At 73.4% G+C, this 16,750-nt stretch carries 15 protein-coding genes; 8 read left to right on the top strand and 7 right to left on the bottom strand.

Annotated elements, in window-relative coordinates; translation table 11 throughout:
* Window positions 1–25 precede the first annotated feature (25 nt).
* Both VE614_RS19445 and VE614_RS19440 read right to left on the bottom strand, forming a co-directional pair.
* Entirely contained in the window at window positions 26–541 is a 516-nt protein-coding gene (locus VE614_RS19445) for an NUDIX hydrolase (RefSeq protein WP_324938319.1), read from the bottom strand.
* Window positions 542–584: 43 nt separating this feature from the next.
* Complete coding sequence (locus VE614_RS19440) at window positions 585–1,475, bottom strand: DMT family transporter (protein WP_324938316.1); 891 nt, start codon at window positions 1,473–1,475, stop codon at window positions 585–587.
* 288 nt (window positions 1,476–1,763) lie between these two features.
* On the opposite strand from VE614_RS19440, the gene VE614_RS19435 reads away from it, so the two are divergent.
* Both VE614_RS19435 and VE614_RS19430 read left to right on the top strand, forming a co-directional pair.
* Window positions 1,764–2,750: a hypothetical protein gene (locus tag VE614_RS19435; protein WP_324938313.1), complete on the top strand. Its 987-nt coding sequence runs from the start codon at window positions 1,764–1,766 to the stop codon at window positions 2,748–2,750.
* A 94-nt stretch (window positions 2,751–2,844) separates the two neighbouring features.
* A complete protein-coding gene (locus VE614_RS19430; protein ID WP_324938310.1) occupies window positions 2,845–4,404 on the top strand; it encodes an APC family permease in 1,560 nt (519 codons plus the stop codon).
* A gap of 84 nt (window positions 4,405–4,488) precedes the next feature.
* Here the strand turns inward: VE614_RS19430 and VE614_RS19425 are convergent, their stop codons facing one another.
* Both VE614_RS19425 and VE614_RS19420 read right to left on the bottom strand, forming a co-directional pair.
* Window positions 4,489–5,886 (bottom strand): gluconate:H+ symporter, encoded by a 1,398-nt coding sequence (locus VE614_RS19425; protein ID WP_324938308.1) that lies wholly within the window; start codon window positions 5,884–5,886, stop codon window positions 4,489–4,491.
* 75 nt (window positions 5,887–5,961) lie between these two features.
* Complete coding sequence (locus VE614_RS19420; protein WP_324938305.1) at window positions 5,962–6,486, bottom strand: gluconokinase; 525 nt, start codon at window positions 6,484–6,486, stop codon at window positions 5,962–5,964.
* Between the two features lie 131 nt (window positions 6,487–6,617).
* On the opposite strand from VE614_RS19420, the gene VE614_RS19415 reads away from it, so the two are divergent.
* A complete protein-coding gene (locus tag VE614_RS19415; RefSeq protein WP_324938302.1) occupies window positions 6,618–7,319 on the top strand; it encodes a FadR/GntR family transcriptional regulator in 702 nt (233 codons plus the stop codon).
* 21 nt (window positions 7,320–7,340) lie between these two features.
* Here the strand turns inward: VE614_RS19415 and VE614_RS19410 are convergent, their stop codons facing one another.
* On the bottom strand, window positions 7,341–7,781 hold the full coding sequence (locus VE614_RS19410; RefSeq protein ID WP_324938299.1) for a YchJ family protein: 441 nt from the start codon (window positions 7,779–7,781) through the stop codon (window positions 7,341–7,343).
* Here VE614_RS19410 and VE614_RS19405 point away from each other — a divergent pair.
* Window positions 7,780–7,986: a hypothetical protein gene (locus tag VE614_RS19405; RefSeq protein WP_324938296.1), complete on the top strand. Its 207-nt coding sequence runs from the start codon at window positions 7,780–7,782 to the stop codon at window positions 7,984–7,986. The two genes, VE614_RS19410 and VE614_RS19405, sit on opposite strands and share 2 nt — an antisense overlap.
* Before the next feature lie 74 nt (window positions 7,987–8,060).
* Here VE614_RS19405 and VE614_RS19400 read toward each other — a convergent pair whose 3' ends face one another.
* On the bottom strand, window positions 8,061–9,617 hold the full coding sequence (locus tag VE614_RS19400; RefSeq protein WP_324938293.1) for an MFS transporter: 1,557 nt from the start codon (window positions 9,615–9,617) through the stop codon (window positions 8,061–8,063).
* Window positions 9,614–10,039 (bottom strand): DUF3291 domain-containing protein, encoded by a 426-nt coding sequence (locus VE614_RS19395; protein WP_324938291.1) that lies wholly within the window; start codon window positions 10,037–10,039, stop codon window positions 9,614–9,616. Before VE614_RS19395 ends, VE614_RS19400 begins: the two co-directional genes overlap by 4 nt.
* A 418-nt stretch (window positions 10,040–10,457) precedes the next feature.
* On the opposite strand from VE614_RS19395, the gene VE614_RS19390 reads away from it, so the two are divergent.
* The 4 genes from VE614_RS19390 to VE614_RS19375 all read left to right on the top strand — a co-directional run.
* The gene (locus tag VE614_RS19390; RefSeq protein WP_324938288.1) at window positions 10,458–11,768 is read left to right on the top strand and encodes an NAD(P)/FAD-dependent oxidoreductase; all 1,311 of its coding nucleotides are present in this window, start codon (window positions 10,458–10,460) and stop codon (window positions 11,766–11,768) included.
* 25 nt (window positions 11,769–11,793) lie between these two features.
* Window positions 11,794–12,057 carry an acyl carrier protein gene (locus VE614_RS19385; RefSeq protein ID WP_324938286.1) on the top strand — a complete coding sequence of 88 codons (264 nt, stop codon included), beginning with the start codon at window positions 11,794–11,796 and terminating at the stop codon, window positions 12,055–12,057.
* The gene (locus tag VE614_RS19380; protein WP_324938283.1) at window positions 12,044–12,979 is read left to right on the top strand and encodes a thioesterase domain-containing protein; all 936 of its coding nucleotides are present in this window, start codon (window positions 12,044–12,046) and stop codon (window positions 12,977–12,979) included. The genes VE614_RS19385 and VE614_RS19380 overlap by 14 nt, the downstream gene beginning before the upstream one ends.
* A gap of 72 nt (window positions 12,980–13,051) precedes the next feature.
* Window positions 13,052–16,750, top strand: a 3,699-nt coding sequence (locus tag VE614_RS19375; protein WP_324938280.1) for a beta-ketoacyl synthase N-terminal-like domain-containing protein, incomplete at its 3' end; no start/stop codon positions are given.

Here is a 16,750-nt window from a genome sequence, read left to right as displayed (position 1 = left end):
ACCGGCAGGGGCCGGGCGGGGCAGATCAAGCGGTCCGGCGCCGCTCCCGCAGCCGCTCGTACGCCGCCAGGCCGTCCGGGACCCACTCCCAGTCGGGCAGGCGCCGTGCCAGCTCGGTCTCCGGCAGGAAGGCGTGCCAGGCGACCTCCTCCACCTGCGGGCGGACCGGCAGCTCGCAGCGGACCTCGTAGACCGCCGACCACCAGGAGCCGCCGGAGCCGTTGTCGTAGAGGAACTTGAAGAGGAACCGCGGGCGCGGCAGGCCGCTCACGCCCAGCTCCTCCTCGGCCTCGCGCAGCGCGGCGTCGTCGTACGACTCGCCCGCGCCCACCACCCCGCCGACGAACATGTCGTACAGCGAGGGGAAGACCAGCTTGGTCGGGGTGCGGCGGTGGACGAAGATCCGGCCGTCGGCGTCGCGCGCCAGGATGAACACGCAGCGGTGGCGCAGGCCTCTCGCGTACACCTCGCCCCGTGGGTACTGCCCGATGACACGGTCGTCCTCGTCGACGATGTCCAGGATCTCGTCCGCGGCGCTCATGGGGCCATCCAACCAGGCCCGGCACCGCCGCCGGGGCCCCGCCTCAGCCGGGTTGCAGTGCGGGGACGCGGGCGGCGGCGGTGCCCTGCGGGAGTGCCGGGTGCATGCCGAGCAGCAGGATGCCGCCCACCACGGCGGCCAGTCCCGTCGCCTGCCCGGCCAGCGCCGCGGTGTCGGTGTGCAGCCGGTCGCCGAGGAAGCCGACGCCGCAGGCGATGCCGGCCAGCGGCTGGGCCGCGGTCAGGGCGGGCAGCGACTTGCGCAGCGGCGCGGTCTCGAAGGCGCTCTGCACCAGCACCAGCGCGGTCACGCCGAGCAGCAGCACGGCGTACGGCTGCCAGGAGGCCAGCAGCCCGGACAGGCCGCCCTCCTCGAACCGCTGTCCGCTCTCCCGGGTCAGCGCGTCCTGCACGCCGTACAGCAGCCCCGCCGCCACCGCCAGCAGCACCGGGCCGGAGCCGAGGCGCAGCCGTCGCGCGTACCCGGTGAGCAGCAGCGCCGCGCCCACCATCACGCCGATGATCAGCCAGTGCCGCAGCGGATCGGTGACCGCCTGGCCGCCGCGCGGCTCGCCGGCCATCAGGAACGCGGTCACGCCGCCCGCCAGCAGCGCCAGGCCCAGCCAGCCCTGGCGGCCGAGCGGCTGCCGGGTGCGGTGCCGGGACAGGGCGAGGGCGAAGAGCAGATTGGTGGCGAGCAGGGGCTCCACGAGGGAGATCTCCCCCTGGCCGAGCGCCATGGCGCCGAGGGCCATGCCCACGGCCATCAGGCCGATGCCGCCGAGCCAGCTGGGCACCTTCGCCAGGTCCAGCAGCAGCCGCGGCGAGAGGAAGTCGGAGCGGGGTGCGCGCTGGGCCGCGTTCTGCTGGAGGACGAAGGCGAAGCCCAGGCAGCAGGCGGCGCTCAGGGCGAGCATCAGAACCATGATGGACAAGCTGCTCCCTGGGTGATCATTCGGCGGAGCCGGGCAAACGGGGTGCTTCCGGCCATGCTGAGCGGTGCTTCGACGGTGCGCTATGACGCACATCACACACGAATGCGGGGCGGTCGGCCGCCCACTCGCCCGTCCCCGCAAGTCCCGCCGGTGTGAACGGCGTTGACGCGTGTCATGTACCAGCGGCGCTTGACGGCGAGCCTTGGCGGGGGGTTTGCTGTGCGTGATCAACCGATGGCAGAGCACGTCCCCGAGTCAGCTGAGAGAAAGCCCCGAGGAACGTCCGAGGTGTCCCCGTCCCCGCCTCCCCTCGGCCGCGGCCGATGGGGGTCCCGCCCTGTTCGAGGGAAGTCGAGAACCTGGGGGAGCGACCGGGGTCTCGACTCGGCTCTCGACGACACCGAACTCGCCGCCGCCCGCGCCGCGCTCGCCCAGGGGCGCTGGCAGGCGGCCCGCTCCCTGCTCGCCCGCACGGGCGACGACTGGGACCGGCGCGGCCACCGCGCCGTCGTCCTCGCCCGTGAGCCGTACAGCGCCGCCTGGGCCCACGAGTGGCTGCTCGCCGAACCCGACTCCGCCGACGCCGGCGTGCTGCTCGTCCTGGCCCGGGTCTGGCGCGCGGTGCGCGGCAAGGAGAAACCCGACCGGGTCCGCGAGGCCTGCCGGGCCGCCGCCGCCCGGACGCCCGCCGACCCCACCCCCTGGCTCGGTCTGCTCCTCGTGGAGCGGCACCTCGGCAGCCAGGACGAGGTCGTACGGACCTTCGAGCAGGTGCGCGCGCGGTACGCCGACCACCATCACGCCCACCATCTGATGGTCGCCCGGCTCGCCGAGCGCCGCGCCGACGCGGGCCCGGACCCGTTGCACGAGGTGTACGACTTCGCCGCCTGGGCCGCCGAGCAGGCGCCCGCCGACTCACCGCTGGCGATCCTGCCCGTGATCGCGCACGCCGAGCGCTACCGGGTGCTGGCCGCGCACGGCTTCGAGCCCGCCGACCCCGCCGCCTCCGGGCACTGGGTCGGCCGCCGGGCCCGGCAGGTGATGAAGGCCGCCTTCGACTGGTGGCTGGAGTGGGAGTACGACGGTCACCCCCGCCGCCTGGTCGACCTGAACTTCCTCGCGCACGCCAAGTACTGCGAGGGCCGGGGCGCCGAGGCCGCCGCCCTGTTCCACCGCATCGGCGACCACGTCACGCCCGAGCCGTGGTCCTATCCGGACCGGGACCCGCTCGTCGCCTTCCGCGCCGCCCGCGACCGGGCGCTCGGCACGGGGTGACCCCGCACCCGCACCGCCCTCCGCCCGCCCGCGCGGGTCCCCAGCTCCACGACAGCCCCTCACCTCTCACCCCCGACACAAGGACGGTCCCCTGATGACGACGGGCAGATCGAGAACGAGTACGAGCACCGGGGCGGGCGGCCCCTCCGGCGCCGACGGCATCAGCACCTTCAAGGGAGAGGAACGCGCCCTGCGCGCGGACCGCCTCGGCACGGGCGGCCTGCTGCTGTCCGTGCTCGCGGCGACCGGCCCGATCATGGTCGTCGCTGGTGTCATGCCCACCACATTCGCGGTGATGGGCATCGTGGGCCAGCCGCTCCTCTTCGTCATCCTCGGCGTGGTCCTCGTCCTGTTCGGCATCGGCTACGCCGAGATGAGCCGGCACGTGCACAACGCCGGCGCCTTCTACGCGTACATCTCCCGCGGCCTCGGCGGCACCGCCGGAGCGAGCGCCTCCTTCGTCGCCCTGGCCGCCTACAGCGCCCTCCAGGTCGGCATCTACGGCATCTTCGGCTTCGAGGTCGCCGGGCTCCTCGCCACCTACGCCGAGATCGAGATCGCCTGGTGGATCCCGGCGCTCACCGCCGTCGCCGCCGTCGGCGCGCTCGGCTGGCTGAAGATCGACGTCAACGCGCGCGTGCTCGGCGTGCTGCTGCTGATCGAGCTGGCGCTCGTCGTCATCTTCGACCTCGCCGCCGTCGCCGACCCCGGCCCGCAGGGCCTGTCCCTCGCCGCGTTCGACCCCGGCACCCTCACCGGCGCCGGTGTCGGCACCGCCCTGTGCTTCTGCATCGCCGCCTTCACCGGCTTCGAGCAGGCCCCCGTCTACGCCGAGGAGACGAGCCGCCCGCACATCCTGGTGCCCCGCGTGATGTTCCTCGCCGTCGGCTTCGTCGCCGTCTTCTTCGCCCTCAGCTCCTGGGCGATCACCGTCGCCACCGGCCCCGACCACATCGTGGGCACCGCACGGGAGCAGAGCGCCGGACTGCTGTTCTTCCTCACCGAGTCCCGCCTCGGCGGCACCTTCACCGACGTGCTGCACGTCCTCTTCGTGACCGGCATGTTCGCCGCGCTGCTCAGCTTCCACAACGTCGTCGCCCGCTACGCCTTCGCCATGGGCCGCGAGGGCCTGCTGCCGCGTGCCTTCGGCCGGACCACCGGCGCCAGCGGCGCGCCCGGCACCGGCTCGCTGCTCCAGACGGTGATCTCGGCGCTCGTCGTCATCGCCTTCGCGATCGCCGACGACAAGCCGGCCGGGGACCCCACCGAACCGGTGCTGCACCTGTTCACCTGGGGCGGCAACGTCGGCGCCCTCGGCGTGATCCTGCTGATGGCGACCGCCTCCCTGTCCGTCGTGGTGTTCTTCGCCCGCCGGGGCGCCGCGGGCGCGCAGGCCTGGCGGCTGGTCACCTCCACACTGGCCGGACTCGCCCTCCTCGTCATCGCCGGCTACACCGTGAAGGACTTCGACGTGCTGGTGGGCACCGGCCCGGAGTCGGCGCTGAGCTGGGTGCTGCCCGGCCTGATCGCCGCGGCGGCCCTCGCCGGCGCCGTACTCGGCATGGTGCTGCGCTCCCGCGCCCCCGAGACCCACGCCCGCATCGGCCTCGGCAACGAGGCGTTCCAGCTGGACAAGGCGGCGGACGGGTCGTAGCGGACCGGCGGACGCGACAGGGCCCACCCCGGGGGAGGTGGGCCCTGTCCGTCTCATGCCGTCTCACGGCCGGCGGCCGTACGGCTAGATGATCAGCGACAGCAGGAGTACCAGCGCCCCCGCGACCACCGAGATGATCGTCTCCATCACCGACCAGGTCTTGATCGTCTGGCCGACGTTCAGCCCGAAGTACTCCTTCACCAGCCAGAACCCGGCGTCGTTGACATGGCTGAAGAAGAGGGAGCCGGCACCGATGGCGAGGACGAGCAGCGCGGCGTGGGTGGTCGACATGTCGGCGGCCAGCGGGGCGACGAGGCCCGCCGCGGAGACGGTCGCCACGGTCGCCGAGCCGGTCGCCAGCCGGATCGCCACGGCGATCAGCCAGGCCAGCAGCAGCGCCGGGATCGACCAGTCCTCGGAGATGTCGAGGACCATCTGGCCGACGCCGGAGTCGATCAGCGTCTGCTTGAAGCCGCCGCCCGCGCCGACGATCAGCAGGATGCCCGCGATGGGCGCGAGGCCCTTCTCGACCATCCCCTGGACCCGCTCCTTGGCGAACCCGGCGGGCCGGGCGAGGGTGAAGATGCCGAGCAGGACGGCCGCGAGCAGGGCGATCAGCGGGGAGCCGACGACGTCGAAGACGCGCTGGACGGTGCTCTCGGGGTCGTCGACGACGATGCCCACCAGCGCCTTGGCGAGCATCAGCACGACCGGCAGCAGGATGGTGGCCAGGGTGGCGCCGAAGCTCGGGCGCCTGTCCAGCTCGTCGGAGGCGCGCTGCGGAATCATCCGGTCGGGGGCCGGGACGTCGACCCAGCGGGCGGCGAACCGGGCGAAGACCGGACCGGCGATGACCACGGTGGGGATGGCGACCAGGACGCCCAGCGCCAGCGTCACGCCGAGGTTGGCCCCCACGGCGTCGATCGCGACGAGCGGGCCGGGGTGCGGCGGGACCAGTCCGTGCATCACGGACAGACCGGCGAGCGCGGGGATGCCGATCCGCATCAGGGAGTAGTTGCCGCGCTTGGCGACCATCAGCACGACCGGGATCAGCAGGACGACACCGACCTCGAAGAACAGCGGCAGCCCGATCACGGAGGCGATCAGCACCATCGCCCACGGCATCGACTTTCCGCCCGCCCTGGCGAGGACGGTGTCGACGACCTGGTCGGCGCCGCCGGAGTCGGCGAGCATCTTGCCGAGGATCGCGCCGAGCGCGATCAGCACGCCGACGCCCGCCACGGTGGAGCCCAGGCCGGTGGTGAAGCTGGCGATGGCCTTGTCCAGGGGTGCTCCGGCGAAGGCGCCGAGCGCCAGTGTCCCGATGGTCAGCGCCAGGAAGGCGTGGAGCTTGAACTTGGTGATGAGCAGGACGATGACGGCGATGCCCGCCAGTACGGCGATGCCCAGCTGGGCATGACCGGCCGAGGTGATGGGCTCGGCGGTGTCCGCTGCCAGCATCTCGACGCTGAGTCTGGTCACGGGGGTTCCCTTGCAGGTACGGGGATGGGGGAGAGGGCGCCCGGGCGGGCGGGGCCGGAGGGAGGAAGACCGGGGTTACCGGGCGGCGGCCGGTCCGGGGAGCTGCTCCAGCGCCTCGGCCGCACGGCGCGCGATGTCCTCCGGGCCGCCGGAGACGTCGACCGGGACGCCCGCCTCGTCCGCCTGGAGCGGTTCGAGGGTGGCGAACTGGGAGTCGAGCAGCGCGGTGGGCATGAAGTGGCCCTGCCGGTGCGACATCCGGTCCTCGATGAGCGCGCGGTCGCCGGTGAGGTGCACGAAGACCAGCCCCGGCGCGGCGGCCCGCAGCCGGTCGCGGTACGACCGCTTGAGCGCGGAGCAGCTGACCACCCCGCCGAGTCCGGCCCGGCCGTCCGCCCAGCCGCCGATGGCGTCCAGCCAGGGGAGGCGGTCCTCGTCGGTGAGCGGGGTCCCGGCCGTCATCTTGGCGATGTTGGCCTGGGGATGGAAGTCGTCGCCCTCGGCGTAGGGGACGCCGAGCCGGGCGGCAAGCAGGGGACCGATGGTGGTCTTGCCGGTGCCCGCGACTCCCATGACCACGACGACGTGGGGGGTCTTCATCGCTGCCTCGCTGTCTTCGTCGACACGGTGATGTTCGGCTAACTGAAACGCATTAGGTACGACGAATTCAAGAGACTGTGATGAATAAGTCTGACTTTTTGGCGGCGTGATCCGCCCCGTACTCTGTGTGCATGAGCACACCCGGCCGGGGGCTGCACGGCCATGTACTGGACACCCTCGGCCCCGAGATCACCGCGGGCGAGTACCCCCCGGGCAGCGTCCTGCGCACCGACGAGCTGGCGCAGCGCTTCGACGTCTCACGCTCCGTGATGCGCGAGGCGGTGCGTGTCCTGGAGTCGATGCACCTCGTCGAGTCCCGCCGCCGGGTGGGCGTCACGGTCCGCCCCAAGGCCGAGTGGAACGTCTACGACCCGCAGGTCATCCGCTGGCGGCTGGCCGGCGCCGACCGGCCGCACCAGCTGCGCTCGCTCACCGTGCTGCGCTCCGCGATCGAGCCGGTGGCCGCGCGGCTGACCGCGCAGCACGCCACCGCCGAGCAGTGCGCGGAGCTGACCGAGTGCGCGCTCGGCATGGTCGCGCACTCGCGCGGTCACCAGCTGGAGGGTTACCTCCTCCACGACGTCGCCTTCCACCGGGTGATCCTCACCGCCTCCGGCAACGAGATGTTCGCCCGGCTCGGCGATGTCGTCGCCGAGGTGCTGACCGGCCGTACCCAGCACGACGTGATGTTCGAGGACCCCGACCCGGCCGCCGTCACCCTGCACGTCCGGGTCGCGGAGGCGGTCCGCGCGCGCGACGCGGACCGCGCGGAGCAGCTGACCCGGGAGATCACCGTGGGGGCGCTCCAGGAGCTGGACGTCCTGGCGCCGTAGCGCTCCTGGACGTCGGGCTCCTCAGCCGTCGAGGAAGTCCCCGTCCACGTACACCCACGCCCCGTCGACCCGCTCGAAGCGGCTGCGCTCGTGCAGCGCGCCGCCCCGGAACGAGGCCCGGAAGGTCACCGTGCCGGTGGTGTGGAACGCGCTGCCGTCGGCGGTGTCCAGGATCTCCAGGCCGGTCCACCGCGTCCCCGGGTCGACGTCGACGCCCGGGGGGCGGGTCCGGGGGTGCCAGGTGCGCAGCAGATACGCCTCGTCCCGCCGCACGAAGGCGCTGTAGCGCGAACGCATCAGCCGTTCCGCGGTCGGTGCGGCCTCCGCACCCCGGTGGAATCGGCCACAGCACGCGTCGTAGGTCTCCGCGAGGCCGCAAGGGCATGTGGGCTTGTCGGCGGGGGCGGAGGTGGTGCGGCCGGGGGCGGTGCGGCGCCGGTGAGGGGAGCTGCGTCGGGACATGCCCTCCATTCTGCTGCACCACCGCCTGTGCGAAGAGCGTGCCGCCGCCGCGGCATGCGCACATCGTGTGCGGGTCGTGCGCGGCGACATGGAGATCCTGCGGGCCGAGGGCCTCACGGTCCACCATCCCCGGCCGCCCCAGCTGGAAGAAGCGGAAGGTGCCGGACGTACGCAACTGAACAAGTCGCCTCCGGGACCGGGGTGAGATGCCTGCGGATCGGGGTGCGGGTGAGGTGTGGCTGGTCGCGCAGTACCCCGCGCCTGGGAGGGGCCGGGGGGTCAGCTCTTGCGGGGGCTGCGGGCCAGCAGTGTCGCCGCCAGGGCGGATGCCGTGAGGGCGACGGTCGCGACCACCCACAGGGAGCTGTGCACGCCGGCGGTGAAGGCGTCGGCGAGCGCGTCCGTCACCTCGGTGGGGGAGCGGCGCGCGGAGCCGTTGCCGCCGGCCCGGGCCACCGCCAGCACCCGGTCGGCGGTGCGCTCCGGTATGCCGCGCTCGGCCAGCCGCTCCGGCAGGGTGCCGAGGAACCGCAGCGCCAGCACCGCGCCGAGCACCGACGTCGCCAGCACCGAGCCCACCTGCCGGAACGCCGTCACCGCAGCGGACGCGGCGCCCATCTGCGCCCCCTCCACCACTTCGAACGCCGCCGCCGTGGACGGCGCCACCACCAGCCCGCTGCCCAGTCCCACCAGCACCAGACCGAGCGCGGTGACGCCGTAGCCGCCGTCCGGGCGTTGCAGCAGGAGCACCAGCGCGGCGGCCGTGGTGATCAGTGACCCGCCCGCCAGGAGCAGCCCCGGCCGCACCCGGCCGGCGAGCCGCTGCGCCGCGAACGTGGCCGCCACGAAGGCGAGCATCGCGGGCAGCAGCCGCACACCCGTGGCCAACGGTCCCAGCTCCCGCACCCGTTGCAGGAACAGCACCTCGACGAAGACCACGCCGACGAACACGAACAGAGCGGCCGCGGCGACGCACAGTGCGGCGGCGTAGCGGACGTTGCCCATCATCCGCACGTCCAGCATCGGCACCGGCGCCCGCCGTTCGGTCAGCACCAGCGCGGTCAGCGTCCCGGCGGCCACGGCGAGGACCGCGACGACCCGCGGGTCGTCGTACCCCAGCCGGCCGCCGACCGCGATGCCGTAGATCAGCGTGGACAGCCCGAGCACCGCCCAGAGCTGCCCGGCCAGGTCCAGCGGCCGGTCCGGCACCCGGGACTCGGTCACCGCGCGCAGTGTGACCAGGACGGTGAGGACGGCGAGCGGCGTGTTCACCAGATAGACCGCCCGCCAGCCCGACACCTCCAGCAGCAGCCCGCCCAGCAGGGGGCCCACGGCCAGGCCGATGCCGGACACCGACACCCAGATCGCGATGTACCGCAGCATGCGCGGCAGGTCCACGAAGAACGTGGTGGTGATCAGCGCGAGCGAGGTCGGCAGCACCAGCGCCCCGCCGAGACCGCTGACGCCCCGGCCGAGCAGCACCCACCCGTACCCGTCCGACGCCGCCACCACCAGGGAGCCGGCCGCGAGCAGGACCACTCCGGCGAGGAAGATCCGGCGCCGCCCGAACCGCTCGCCCAGCGCCCCGCCGGAGAGCACACAGGCCGCGACCACCAGGGTGTACGTGCTCGACACCCAGCTGAGGTCGGCGGGCGCCACACCGAGGTCGACCTGGAGCGCCCGCAGCGTGGAGATCGCCGCGGTGACCTCGATGAACGACATGAAGAGCCCGAGGCAGGCGGCGAGCAGCACCAGCCGGGCGTGCGGGACTACCGGAGCCGGGGGCGGGGCCGCGGCGGGCTGCGCGCCCTCCGGCTCGGCCGGAGCCGTGCTCATGCGCGCCGGGCCTCCTTCGCGGCCTGGTCGGCGAGGCGGCGCCGCGCCTCGTCCCAGCCGATGGGGAGTTCGCCGGTCTCGGCGTTCCAGAACACGAAGACCGAGCCCTTCATCACCGGGCGCAGCCCGCGCACGCTCTTCGCGTGCGGGTCGGTCCGGTTGAACTCCTCCAGCGCCGCCCGGTCCCGCCAGGCCGACAGCGTCCAGAACGTCCGCTTCAGCGGCTCGGCCCGCAGCGAGGCCCCGATCAGCCCCGGCGACCTGAGGACCTGCCGGAACACGATCAGCGACAGCAGGAAGAACCGGGGCACGCTCAGCAGCGACCTCAGCTCCAGCCGGGAGGCCATGACCACCGGCCGGCCCGGCTCGCCGGCCGCGCCGCGGTCCGGGCCGGTGCCGGGCATCCAGGGAATCGTGGGCATGCGGGCTCCCCTCGCTCGTACGGCGGCCGATCGGGCCGCCACTCTCAACAGAGTCCGCGGGCCCCCGATTCCGGTCACCCCCGTACGAGTGAATTCCGGCCGATCCCGCCGCCGGACCCCATGGACGGCACGCGAGCCACGGTCCCGGAGCCCCCACGCCCCCCGATCCGGACACCCCGGGTCACCCGGAGTCACTCCGATCGAAGCCTTCGATGGGCCGAAGGCCGTCCCCGATGGACCGATTGACGCTCATTTCGCGCCGCGCCTACGGTTCTTCTGCGCCAACCGCCGAGCACCAGCGGCACCAGCACAGCGCGGGGCGCCCCTTTCAGAGGTATCAGCCCTCTGCGCATCGGCCGTCGCGTCCACCGTGCCCTTCCCTGTCGTCGAACCGTTCGAGCCGAGGTGCAGCCCTGCCATGACCACCCGTGTCGCTGTCGTCGGAGCCGGGATCGCCGGACTCTCCGCCGCCCATCATCTGCCGGACGACGTCGAAGTCACCGTGTACGAGAGCCAGGACCGGCCCGGCGGTCACGCCCACACCGTGGAGGTCGACGAGGACGGCCGGACGATCGGCGTCGACACGGCCTTCGTGGTCTTCAACGCGCGCACGTACCCCGAGCTGACCGCGTTCTTCGACAAGCTCGGCGTGACCGCCCTGGACCACACCGGCGGCTTCGACTTCTTCGACCTCGACCGCGGACTCGACTACGGCACCGCCGAGTTCGAGCTGGACGAGAACGCGATCGCCGCCCGCTACCCGGCGGACTTCCTGCCGCTGTGGCGGGACGCCGAACGCTTCCACCGCGAGGCCCCCCGCGACTTCCTGCGGGGGCGCACCGACCTCTCGCTCGGCGACTACCTGGACCGCGGCGGCTACAGCGACGCCTTCAAGTACGGCTATGTGGTGCTGCTCGCCACCGCCGTCTGGTCGGTGCCCGCCGAGCTGATCTGGGAGATGCCCGCCACCACGGTGATCGCCTTCTTCATGTCCCACGACCCCGGCGGCCTCGGCGGCCGGTCCGTGGCGTGGAAGACGGTCGCCGGCGGCAGCGTCGAGTACGTCCGCCGGGTCGTCGCCGGCCTGAGCGGCACCGTCCGCACCGGCGCCCCGGTCACCCGGGTCCGCGAGCAGCACGGCGGCGTCGTCGTCACCACCGCCGCGGGCGAGGAGCGCTACGACTACGCCGTCCTCGCCGCGCACGCCGACCAGACCCTCGCGATGCTGGAGCGGCCCACCCCGCTCCAGGCGGAGATCCTCGGCAAGGTCCGCTACAGCCCCACCCGCGCGATCCTGCACACCGACCCCGCCGCCATGCCGCCCCGCCGGGAGCGCTGGCAGAGCTGGAACTACGGCCTGAAGACCGTCGACGGCCGCCCCCGCACCTGGGTCGCGTACCACATGAACGCCTTGCAGGGCTTCACCGCCCGCCACGACTACTTCGTCACCCTCGACTCGCCGATCGTCCCGCGCGACGAACTCGTGGTGCGCGAGCTGCCGTTCACCCATCCCGTCATCGACCTCGGCGTACGGGCCATGCAGCGCACGATCTACGACGTCAACGCGGCCGGCGGCCGGATCAAACTGGCCGGTTCCTACTTCCACGCACCGCGCATCGGCGTCGATCTCATCGGCTCCCACGAGGCCGGATTCGTCTCCGGACGCAAGGCGGCCGAGGCGGTCGCCCGCGAACGGCGAGAGCACCGGCCGCACAGCGAAGAGCACTGACAGAACCGACTGAGGGGAATCCGTCATGCAGCGTGTCACCGCCGATGAGGCCCGGGCCTGGCTGGTCGAGAGGCTCGCCGTACGGCTCGGCGTGGAGCGGGAGCAGATCGACGCCGAGCGCTACTTCGACGAGTTCGACCTGGACTCCACGGAGGCGCTGATCCTCGCGGGCGAACTGGAGAAGTGGCTCGGCTTCGAACTGGAGGCCACCGCGCTCTGGTACCACCCGACCATCGCCGCGCTGTCCGAGCACATCGCCGAGGAGAGCACCCGGCATGTCGCGGCCTGACACCGCCCCCGGCCCGGCCGGGCCCCCGCGCCGCCCACCGCCGCCCAGACCGCTGCTGAGCGCGCTGCGTCCGGCGGCCGGCCCGGCGGGCCCGGCGGTCCGTCCCGTCGTCGCCGTGCACCCCGGCGCCCTGCCGGCCTCGGCGTGGGCGGACCTCGCGGACCGGCTGCCCGAGGACACCGCACCGTACCTGTGCGACCTGGGGACCGTCACCGAGTACGTGACCGCCGCCCTGGACCCGGCCGCGCCCGTCATCGGCGTCCGCGAGCTGGCCGCGCGCTGCCTCGCCGAACTGACCGCCGCCGGGCTCACCGAACGGCCCTTCGCCCTGGTCGGCTGGTCCTTCGGCGGGGTCGTCGGCTACGAGATCGCCGCCCGGCTCGACGCCGAAGGGCGCGCCGGCACCCTGCGGGAGCTGGTCGTCCTCGACTCGATCGCGCCCGTCGCCGCCTTCCAGCGGCCCGACGACGCGCTCGAACCGGCCATGCTGCTCGACTGGTTCGCGATGTACCTCGGCGCCCGCCGCGGGCACCGCCTGGTCACCGGCTCCGCCGCCACCCGGGACCTGGACGCCCTGCTCGACGCGGCCGTGGCGCAGGGCGTGCTGCCCGCCGGGACCGAACCGGCCGGGCTGCGCAAGCTGTACACCGCCTTCCACGCCGGACTCGTCCGCAACAACCGCTGCACCGCCGGGTATCTGCCCGCCCCGCTCGACCGGACCGTCACCGTCGTCAAACCGGAGCGCTCGCTGCTGCCCGCCAGCCCCGACCTCGGCTGGAGCGAGCTGAGCGGACGCCCCGTGCGGCTGCGGCACGTGCCCGGCGACCACTACACGATGCTCGGCGAACCGGAGACCGGCGCCGCCCTCGCCGCCCTGCTCACCGCACCGCTCCAGCCCGTCAGCCCCCGCCCCGGCGGCTGACCGGCGCGCCCGTCGCTCCCACCCCCCGCCGCACCCGACACGCATGACCCACAGGACCATCGGAGGACCATCGTGCGCTACCCACGTCTTGCCGAGACACCGATCGCGATCGTCGGGTTGGCGGGCCTGTTCCCCAAGTCGCGCGACGTGCGCGCCTTCTGGCACAACATCGTGGACGCCGCCGACTGCATCGAGGACGTCCCCGCCTCCCACTGGAACCCCGAGGACTACTACGACCCCGACCCCGCCGCCGAGGACAAGACCTACGTCCGGCGCGGCGGCTTCCTGCCCGAGATCGCCTTCAGTCCGATGGAGTTCGGGCTGCCGCCGAACACCCTGGAGGTCACCGACATCCTCCAGCTGCTCTCCCTCACCGTCGCACGGGACGTACTGCGGGACGCCGGAGCCGACCGGGCGGACTGGTACGACGCCTCCCGCACGGGCGTCGTCCTCGGCGTGACCGGCGCCAACTCGCTGACCCAGCCGCTCTCCGCGCGCCTCCAGACACCCGTCCTGAAGGAGGTCGTGCGCAGCGTCGGCCTCAGCGAGCAGGACGCGGAGGAGATCGCCGAGCGGTTCAAGAAGGCGTACATCCCGTGGGAGGAGAACTCCTTCCCCGGCATGCTCGGCAACGTCGTCGCCGGACGCATCGCCAACCGCTTCGACCTCGGCGGCACCAACTGCACCGTCGACGCGGCCTGCGCCAGCTCCCTCGCCGCCGTCAAACTCGCCGTCAGCGAGCTGATCGAGGGCCGCGCCGACCTGATGATCACCGGCGGCTGCGACGCCGAGAACACGATCCTCATGTACCTGTGCTTCAGCAAGACCCCGGCGTTCTCCAGAAGCCAGCTCATCCGGCCCTTCGACGAGTCCGCCGACGGCACGCTGATCGGCGAGGGCATCGGCATGCTGGCCCTCAAACGGCTCGCCGACGCCGAACGCGACGGCGACCGGATCTACGCCGTGCTGCGCGGCATCGGCACCTCCAGCGACGGCCGCTTCAAGAGCATCTACGCGCCCCGCGCCGAGGGCCAGCAGCTCGCCCTGCGCCGCGCCTACGAGGACGCCAACATCCCCGTCGGCTCCGTCGAACTCTTCGAGGCGCACGGCACCGGCACCGCCGTCGGCGACCACACCGAGCTGTCCGCCCTGTCCGCCGTGGTCTCCGCGGGCACCGACGACCACGGCTACGCCGCCATCGGCAGCGTCAAGTCACAGATCGGGCACACCAAGGCCGCCGCGGGCGCCGCGAGCCTCATCAAACTCTCCCTCGCCCTGCACCAGAAGGTGCTGCCGCCCACCATCAACGTCGAGCACCCGAGCGCCGCCGTCGACCCCGCGAGCACCCCGTTCTACGTCAACACCGAGGCCCGCCCCTGGATCCTCGACCCGGCCCGCGACAAGCGGCGCGCCGCCGTCTCCTCCTTCGGCTTCGGCGGCACCAACTTCCACATGGTCCTGGAGGAGCACGACTCGGCGCGCGGCGGCGACGCCCGGGTCCTGGGCCCCGTCGTCCGCTGGGGCCTGTGGCACGCCGCCGGACCCGAGGCGCTCGCCGCCCGCGTCGACAACGGCGCCGGCCCCGACGAGGGCCCGATACCCGAACAGCACGCCCGCCTCGGCATAGCCGCCCGCACCGACGCCGAGTTCGACGAACTGCGCGCCACCGCCGTCGAGCTGCTGCGCGCCCGCCCCGACGCCGCGTCCTGGCAGCACCCCAAGGGCATCACCTACCGCCGCACCGCCCTGCCCGCCGGCGCGAAGACCGCCGCCGTCTTCGCCGGACAGGGCAGCCAGTACGTCGGCATGGGCCGCGGCGCCGCCCTCGCCCTGCCGCCCGTCCGCGCCGCGTTCGACCGCGCCAACCGGCTCACCGAAAGCCCCGACACCCTGGCCCGCACCGTCTTCCCGCCGCCCGCGTTCACCGACGCCGCCCGCCGCGCACAGGAGACGGCCCTGCGCCGCACCGACTACGCCCAGCCCGCCATCGGCGCCCTCGCCTCCGGCCAGTACACCTGGCTGCGCGAACTCGGCTTCCGGCCCGACGGCGCCATCGGCCACAGCTTCGGCGAACTCACCGCCCTGTGGGCCGCCGGCGCCCTCGACGACGACCAGTTCGCCACCCTGGCCCGCGCCCGCGGCCGGGCCATGGCCCCGCCCGAGAACGCCCCCGCCGATTTCGACCCCGGTGCCATGGCCGCCATCCGCGCGCCCCTCACCGACGTCCAGGGCCTGATCGCGACCTACCGCAACGTCGCCATCTGCAACATCAACGCGCCCGGCCAGATCGTCGTCGGCGGCCCCACCGAAGAGATCGAGCGGCTGGTCGCCGATGCCTCCGGCCGCCGGATCGCCGCCACCCGGCTGCCCGTCTCCGCCGCCTTCCACACCGGCTTCGTCGCCCACGCCGCCGACGCCTTCCGCGAGGCCGTGGAGCGCACGGCGCTCGCCGCCCCCGCCATCCCGGTGTACGCCAACGCCCCCGGCTCCTCCTACGGCACCGACGCCGCCGCCAGCCGGCGCACCCTCGTCGACCAGCTCCTCCACCCCGTCGACTTCGTCGCGGGCATCGAGCGCATGTACGCCGACGGCTTCCGCGTCTTCGTCGAGTTCGGCCCCAAGCGCGTCCTCACCGACCTCGTCGACCGCATCCTCGAAGGCCGCGCCGACGTCGTCACCCTCGCGGTGGACGGCGGCCCGGCCAAGGACGGCGAACTCGCCCTCAAACGCGCCGCCCTCGAACTCGCCGTCCTGGGCCTGCCCCTCACCGGCCTCGACGACCACGTCGCGCCCGCCCGGCCCGAGCCCGCCCGCAAGGGCCCGAGCATCCCGCTGCGCGGCATCAACTACGTCACCGAGGAACGCCGTACGGCCTACCGCGACGCCCTGTCCCAGCCCCTGGCGCTCGCCTCGGCGCCCCAGCCGCCGGAGACCGGGACCGGCGTCACCACCGTGCTCCGCGAAGGCCTCGGACTCCAGGCGGAGATCCTCACCGCCCACGCCGACACGGTCCACGCCTCCGTTCGTGCCCTGGAGGAGGCCGTCCGCGCGGGCGGCCACCCCGCCACGGAAGCCGCCGTACGGCTCATCCGGGAACACGGCGCCGCCATCGGCGCGGCCCACGAGCGGTCGACCCGGTTGCTGCTGGACGCGCTGCGGGGGGAGGGCGCGCCGGCTGTGGAGCCGGAGCCGGAGCCGGAGCCGGAGCCGGAGTTCGTGGTGGTGCCGGAGCACGTGGCGGGGGTGGAGCCCGCGGCGGTGCCGGAGCACGTGGCGGGGGTGGAGCCCGCGGCGGTGCCGGAGCCCGTGGCGGGGGTGGAGCCCGAGCCCGAGGTCCCTGCGGTTGCCGTCTCCGGTGTGATGGAGGCGTTGCTGGGGGCGGTGGCGGAGAAGACCGGCTATCCGGTGGAGATGCTGGAGCCGGGGATGGACGTCGAGGCCGATCTGGGGATCGACTCGATCAAGCGGGTGCAGATTCTCGGTGCGTTGCAGGAGGCGTATCCGGTCTCCGACGACGTCGACCCGGAAGTACTCGCCGAGCTGCGCACGCTGGAGGACATCGCGAACTTCCTCTCCTCCGCCGTCACCGTCGAGGCCACGGCGGCTCCCGAGCCTCAGCCCCAGCCGGAAGCTCCTGCTTCCGTTCCCGTCTCCGGTGTGATGGAGGCGTTGCTGGGGGCGGTGGCGGAGAAGACCGGCTATCCGGTGGAGATGCTGGAGCCGGGGATGGACGTCGAGGCCGATCTGGGGATCGACTCGATCAAGCGGGTG

Source organism: Streptomyces sp. (genome assembly GCF_035645055.1).
GTDB lineage: Bacteria > Actinomycetota > Actinomycetes > Streptomycetales > Streptomycetaceae > Streptomyces.
The sequence above is the reverse complement of the archived record's forward strand: the minus strand, read 5'-3'. Positions and strand labels throughout refer to the sequence as shown.

Bases quoted from the DNA above. Each gene is read 5' to 3' on its own strand.
- VE614_RS19445 (WP_324938319.1), bottom strand. From the start codon at position 541: ATGAGCGCCGCGGACGAGATCCTGGACATCGTCGACGAGGACGACCGT.
- VE614_RS19430 (WP_324938310.1), top strand. From the start codon at position 2,845: ATGACGACGGGCAGATCGAGAACGAGTACGAGCACCGGGGCGGGCGGC.
- VE614_RS19420 (WP_324938305.1), bottom strand. From the start codon at position 6,486: ATGAAGACCCCCCACGTCGTCGTGGTCATGGGAGTCGCGGGCACCGGC.
- VE614_RS19415 (WP_324938302.1), top strand. From the start codon at position 6,618: ATGAGCACACCCGGCCGGGGGCTGCACGGCCATGTACTGGACACCCTC.
- VE614_RS19405 (WP_324938296.1), top strand. From the start codon at position 7,780: ATGCCCTCCATTCTGCTGCACCACCGCCTGTGCGAAGAGCGTGCCGCC.
- VE614_RS19410 (WP_324938299.1), bottom strand. From the start codon at position 7,781: ATGTCCCGACGCAGCTCCCCTCACCGGCGCCGCACCGCCCCCGGCCGC.
- VE614_RS19400 (WP_324938293.1), bottom strand. From the start codon at position 9,617: ATGAGCACGGCTCCGGCCGAGCCGGAGGGCGCGCAGCCCGCCGCGGCC.
- VE614_RS19395 (WP_324938291.1), bottom strand. From the start codon at position 10,039: ATGCCCACGATTCCCTGGATGCCCGGCACCGGCCCGGACCGCGGCGCG.
- VE614_RS19390 (WP_324938288.1), top strand. From the start codon at position 10,458: ATGACCACCCGTGTCGCTGTCGTCGGAGCCGGGATCGCCGGACTCTCC.
- VE614_RS19385 (WP_324938286.1), top strand. From the start codon at position 11,794: ATGCAGCGTGTCACCGCCGATGAGGCCCGGGCCTGGCTGGTCGAGAGG.
- VE614_RS19380 (WP_324938283.1), top strand. From the start codon at position 12,044: ATGTCGCGGCCTGACACCGCCCCCGGCCCGGCCGGGCCCCCGCGCCGC.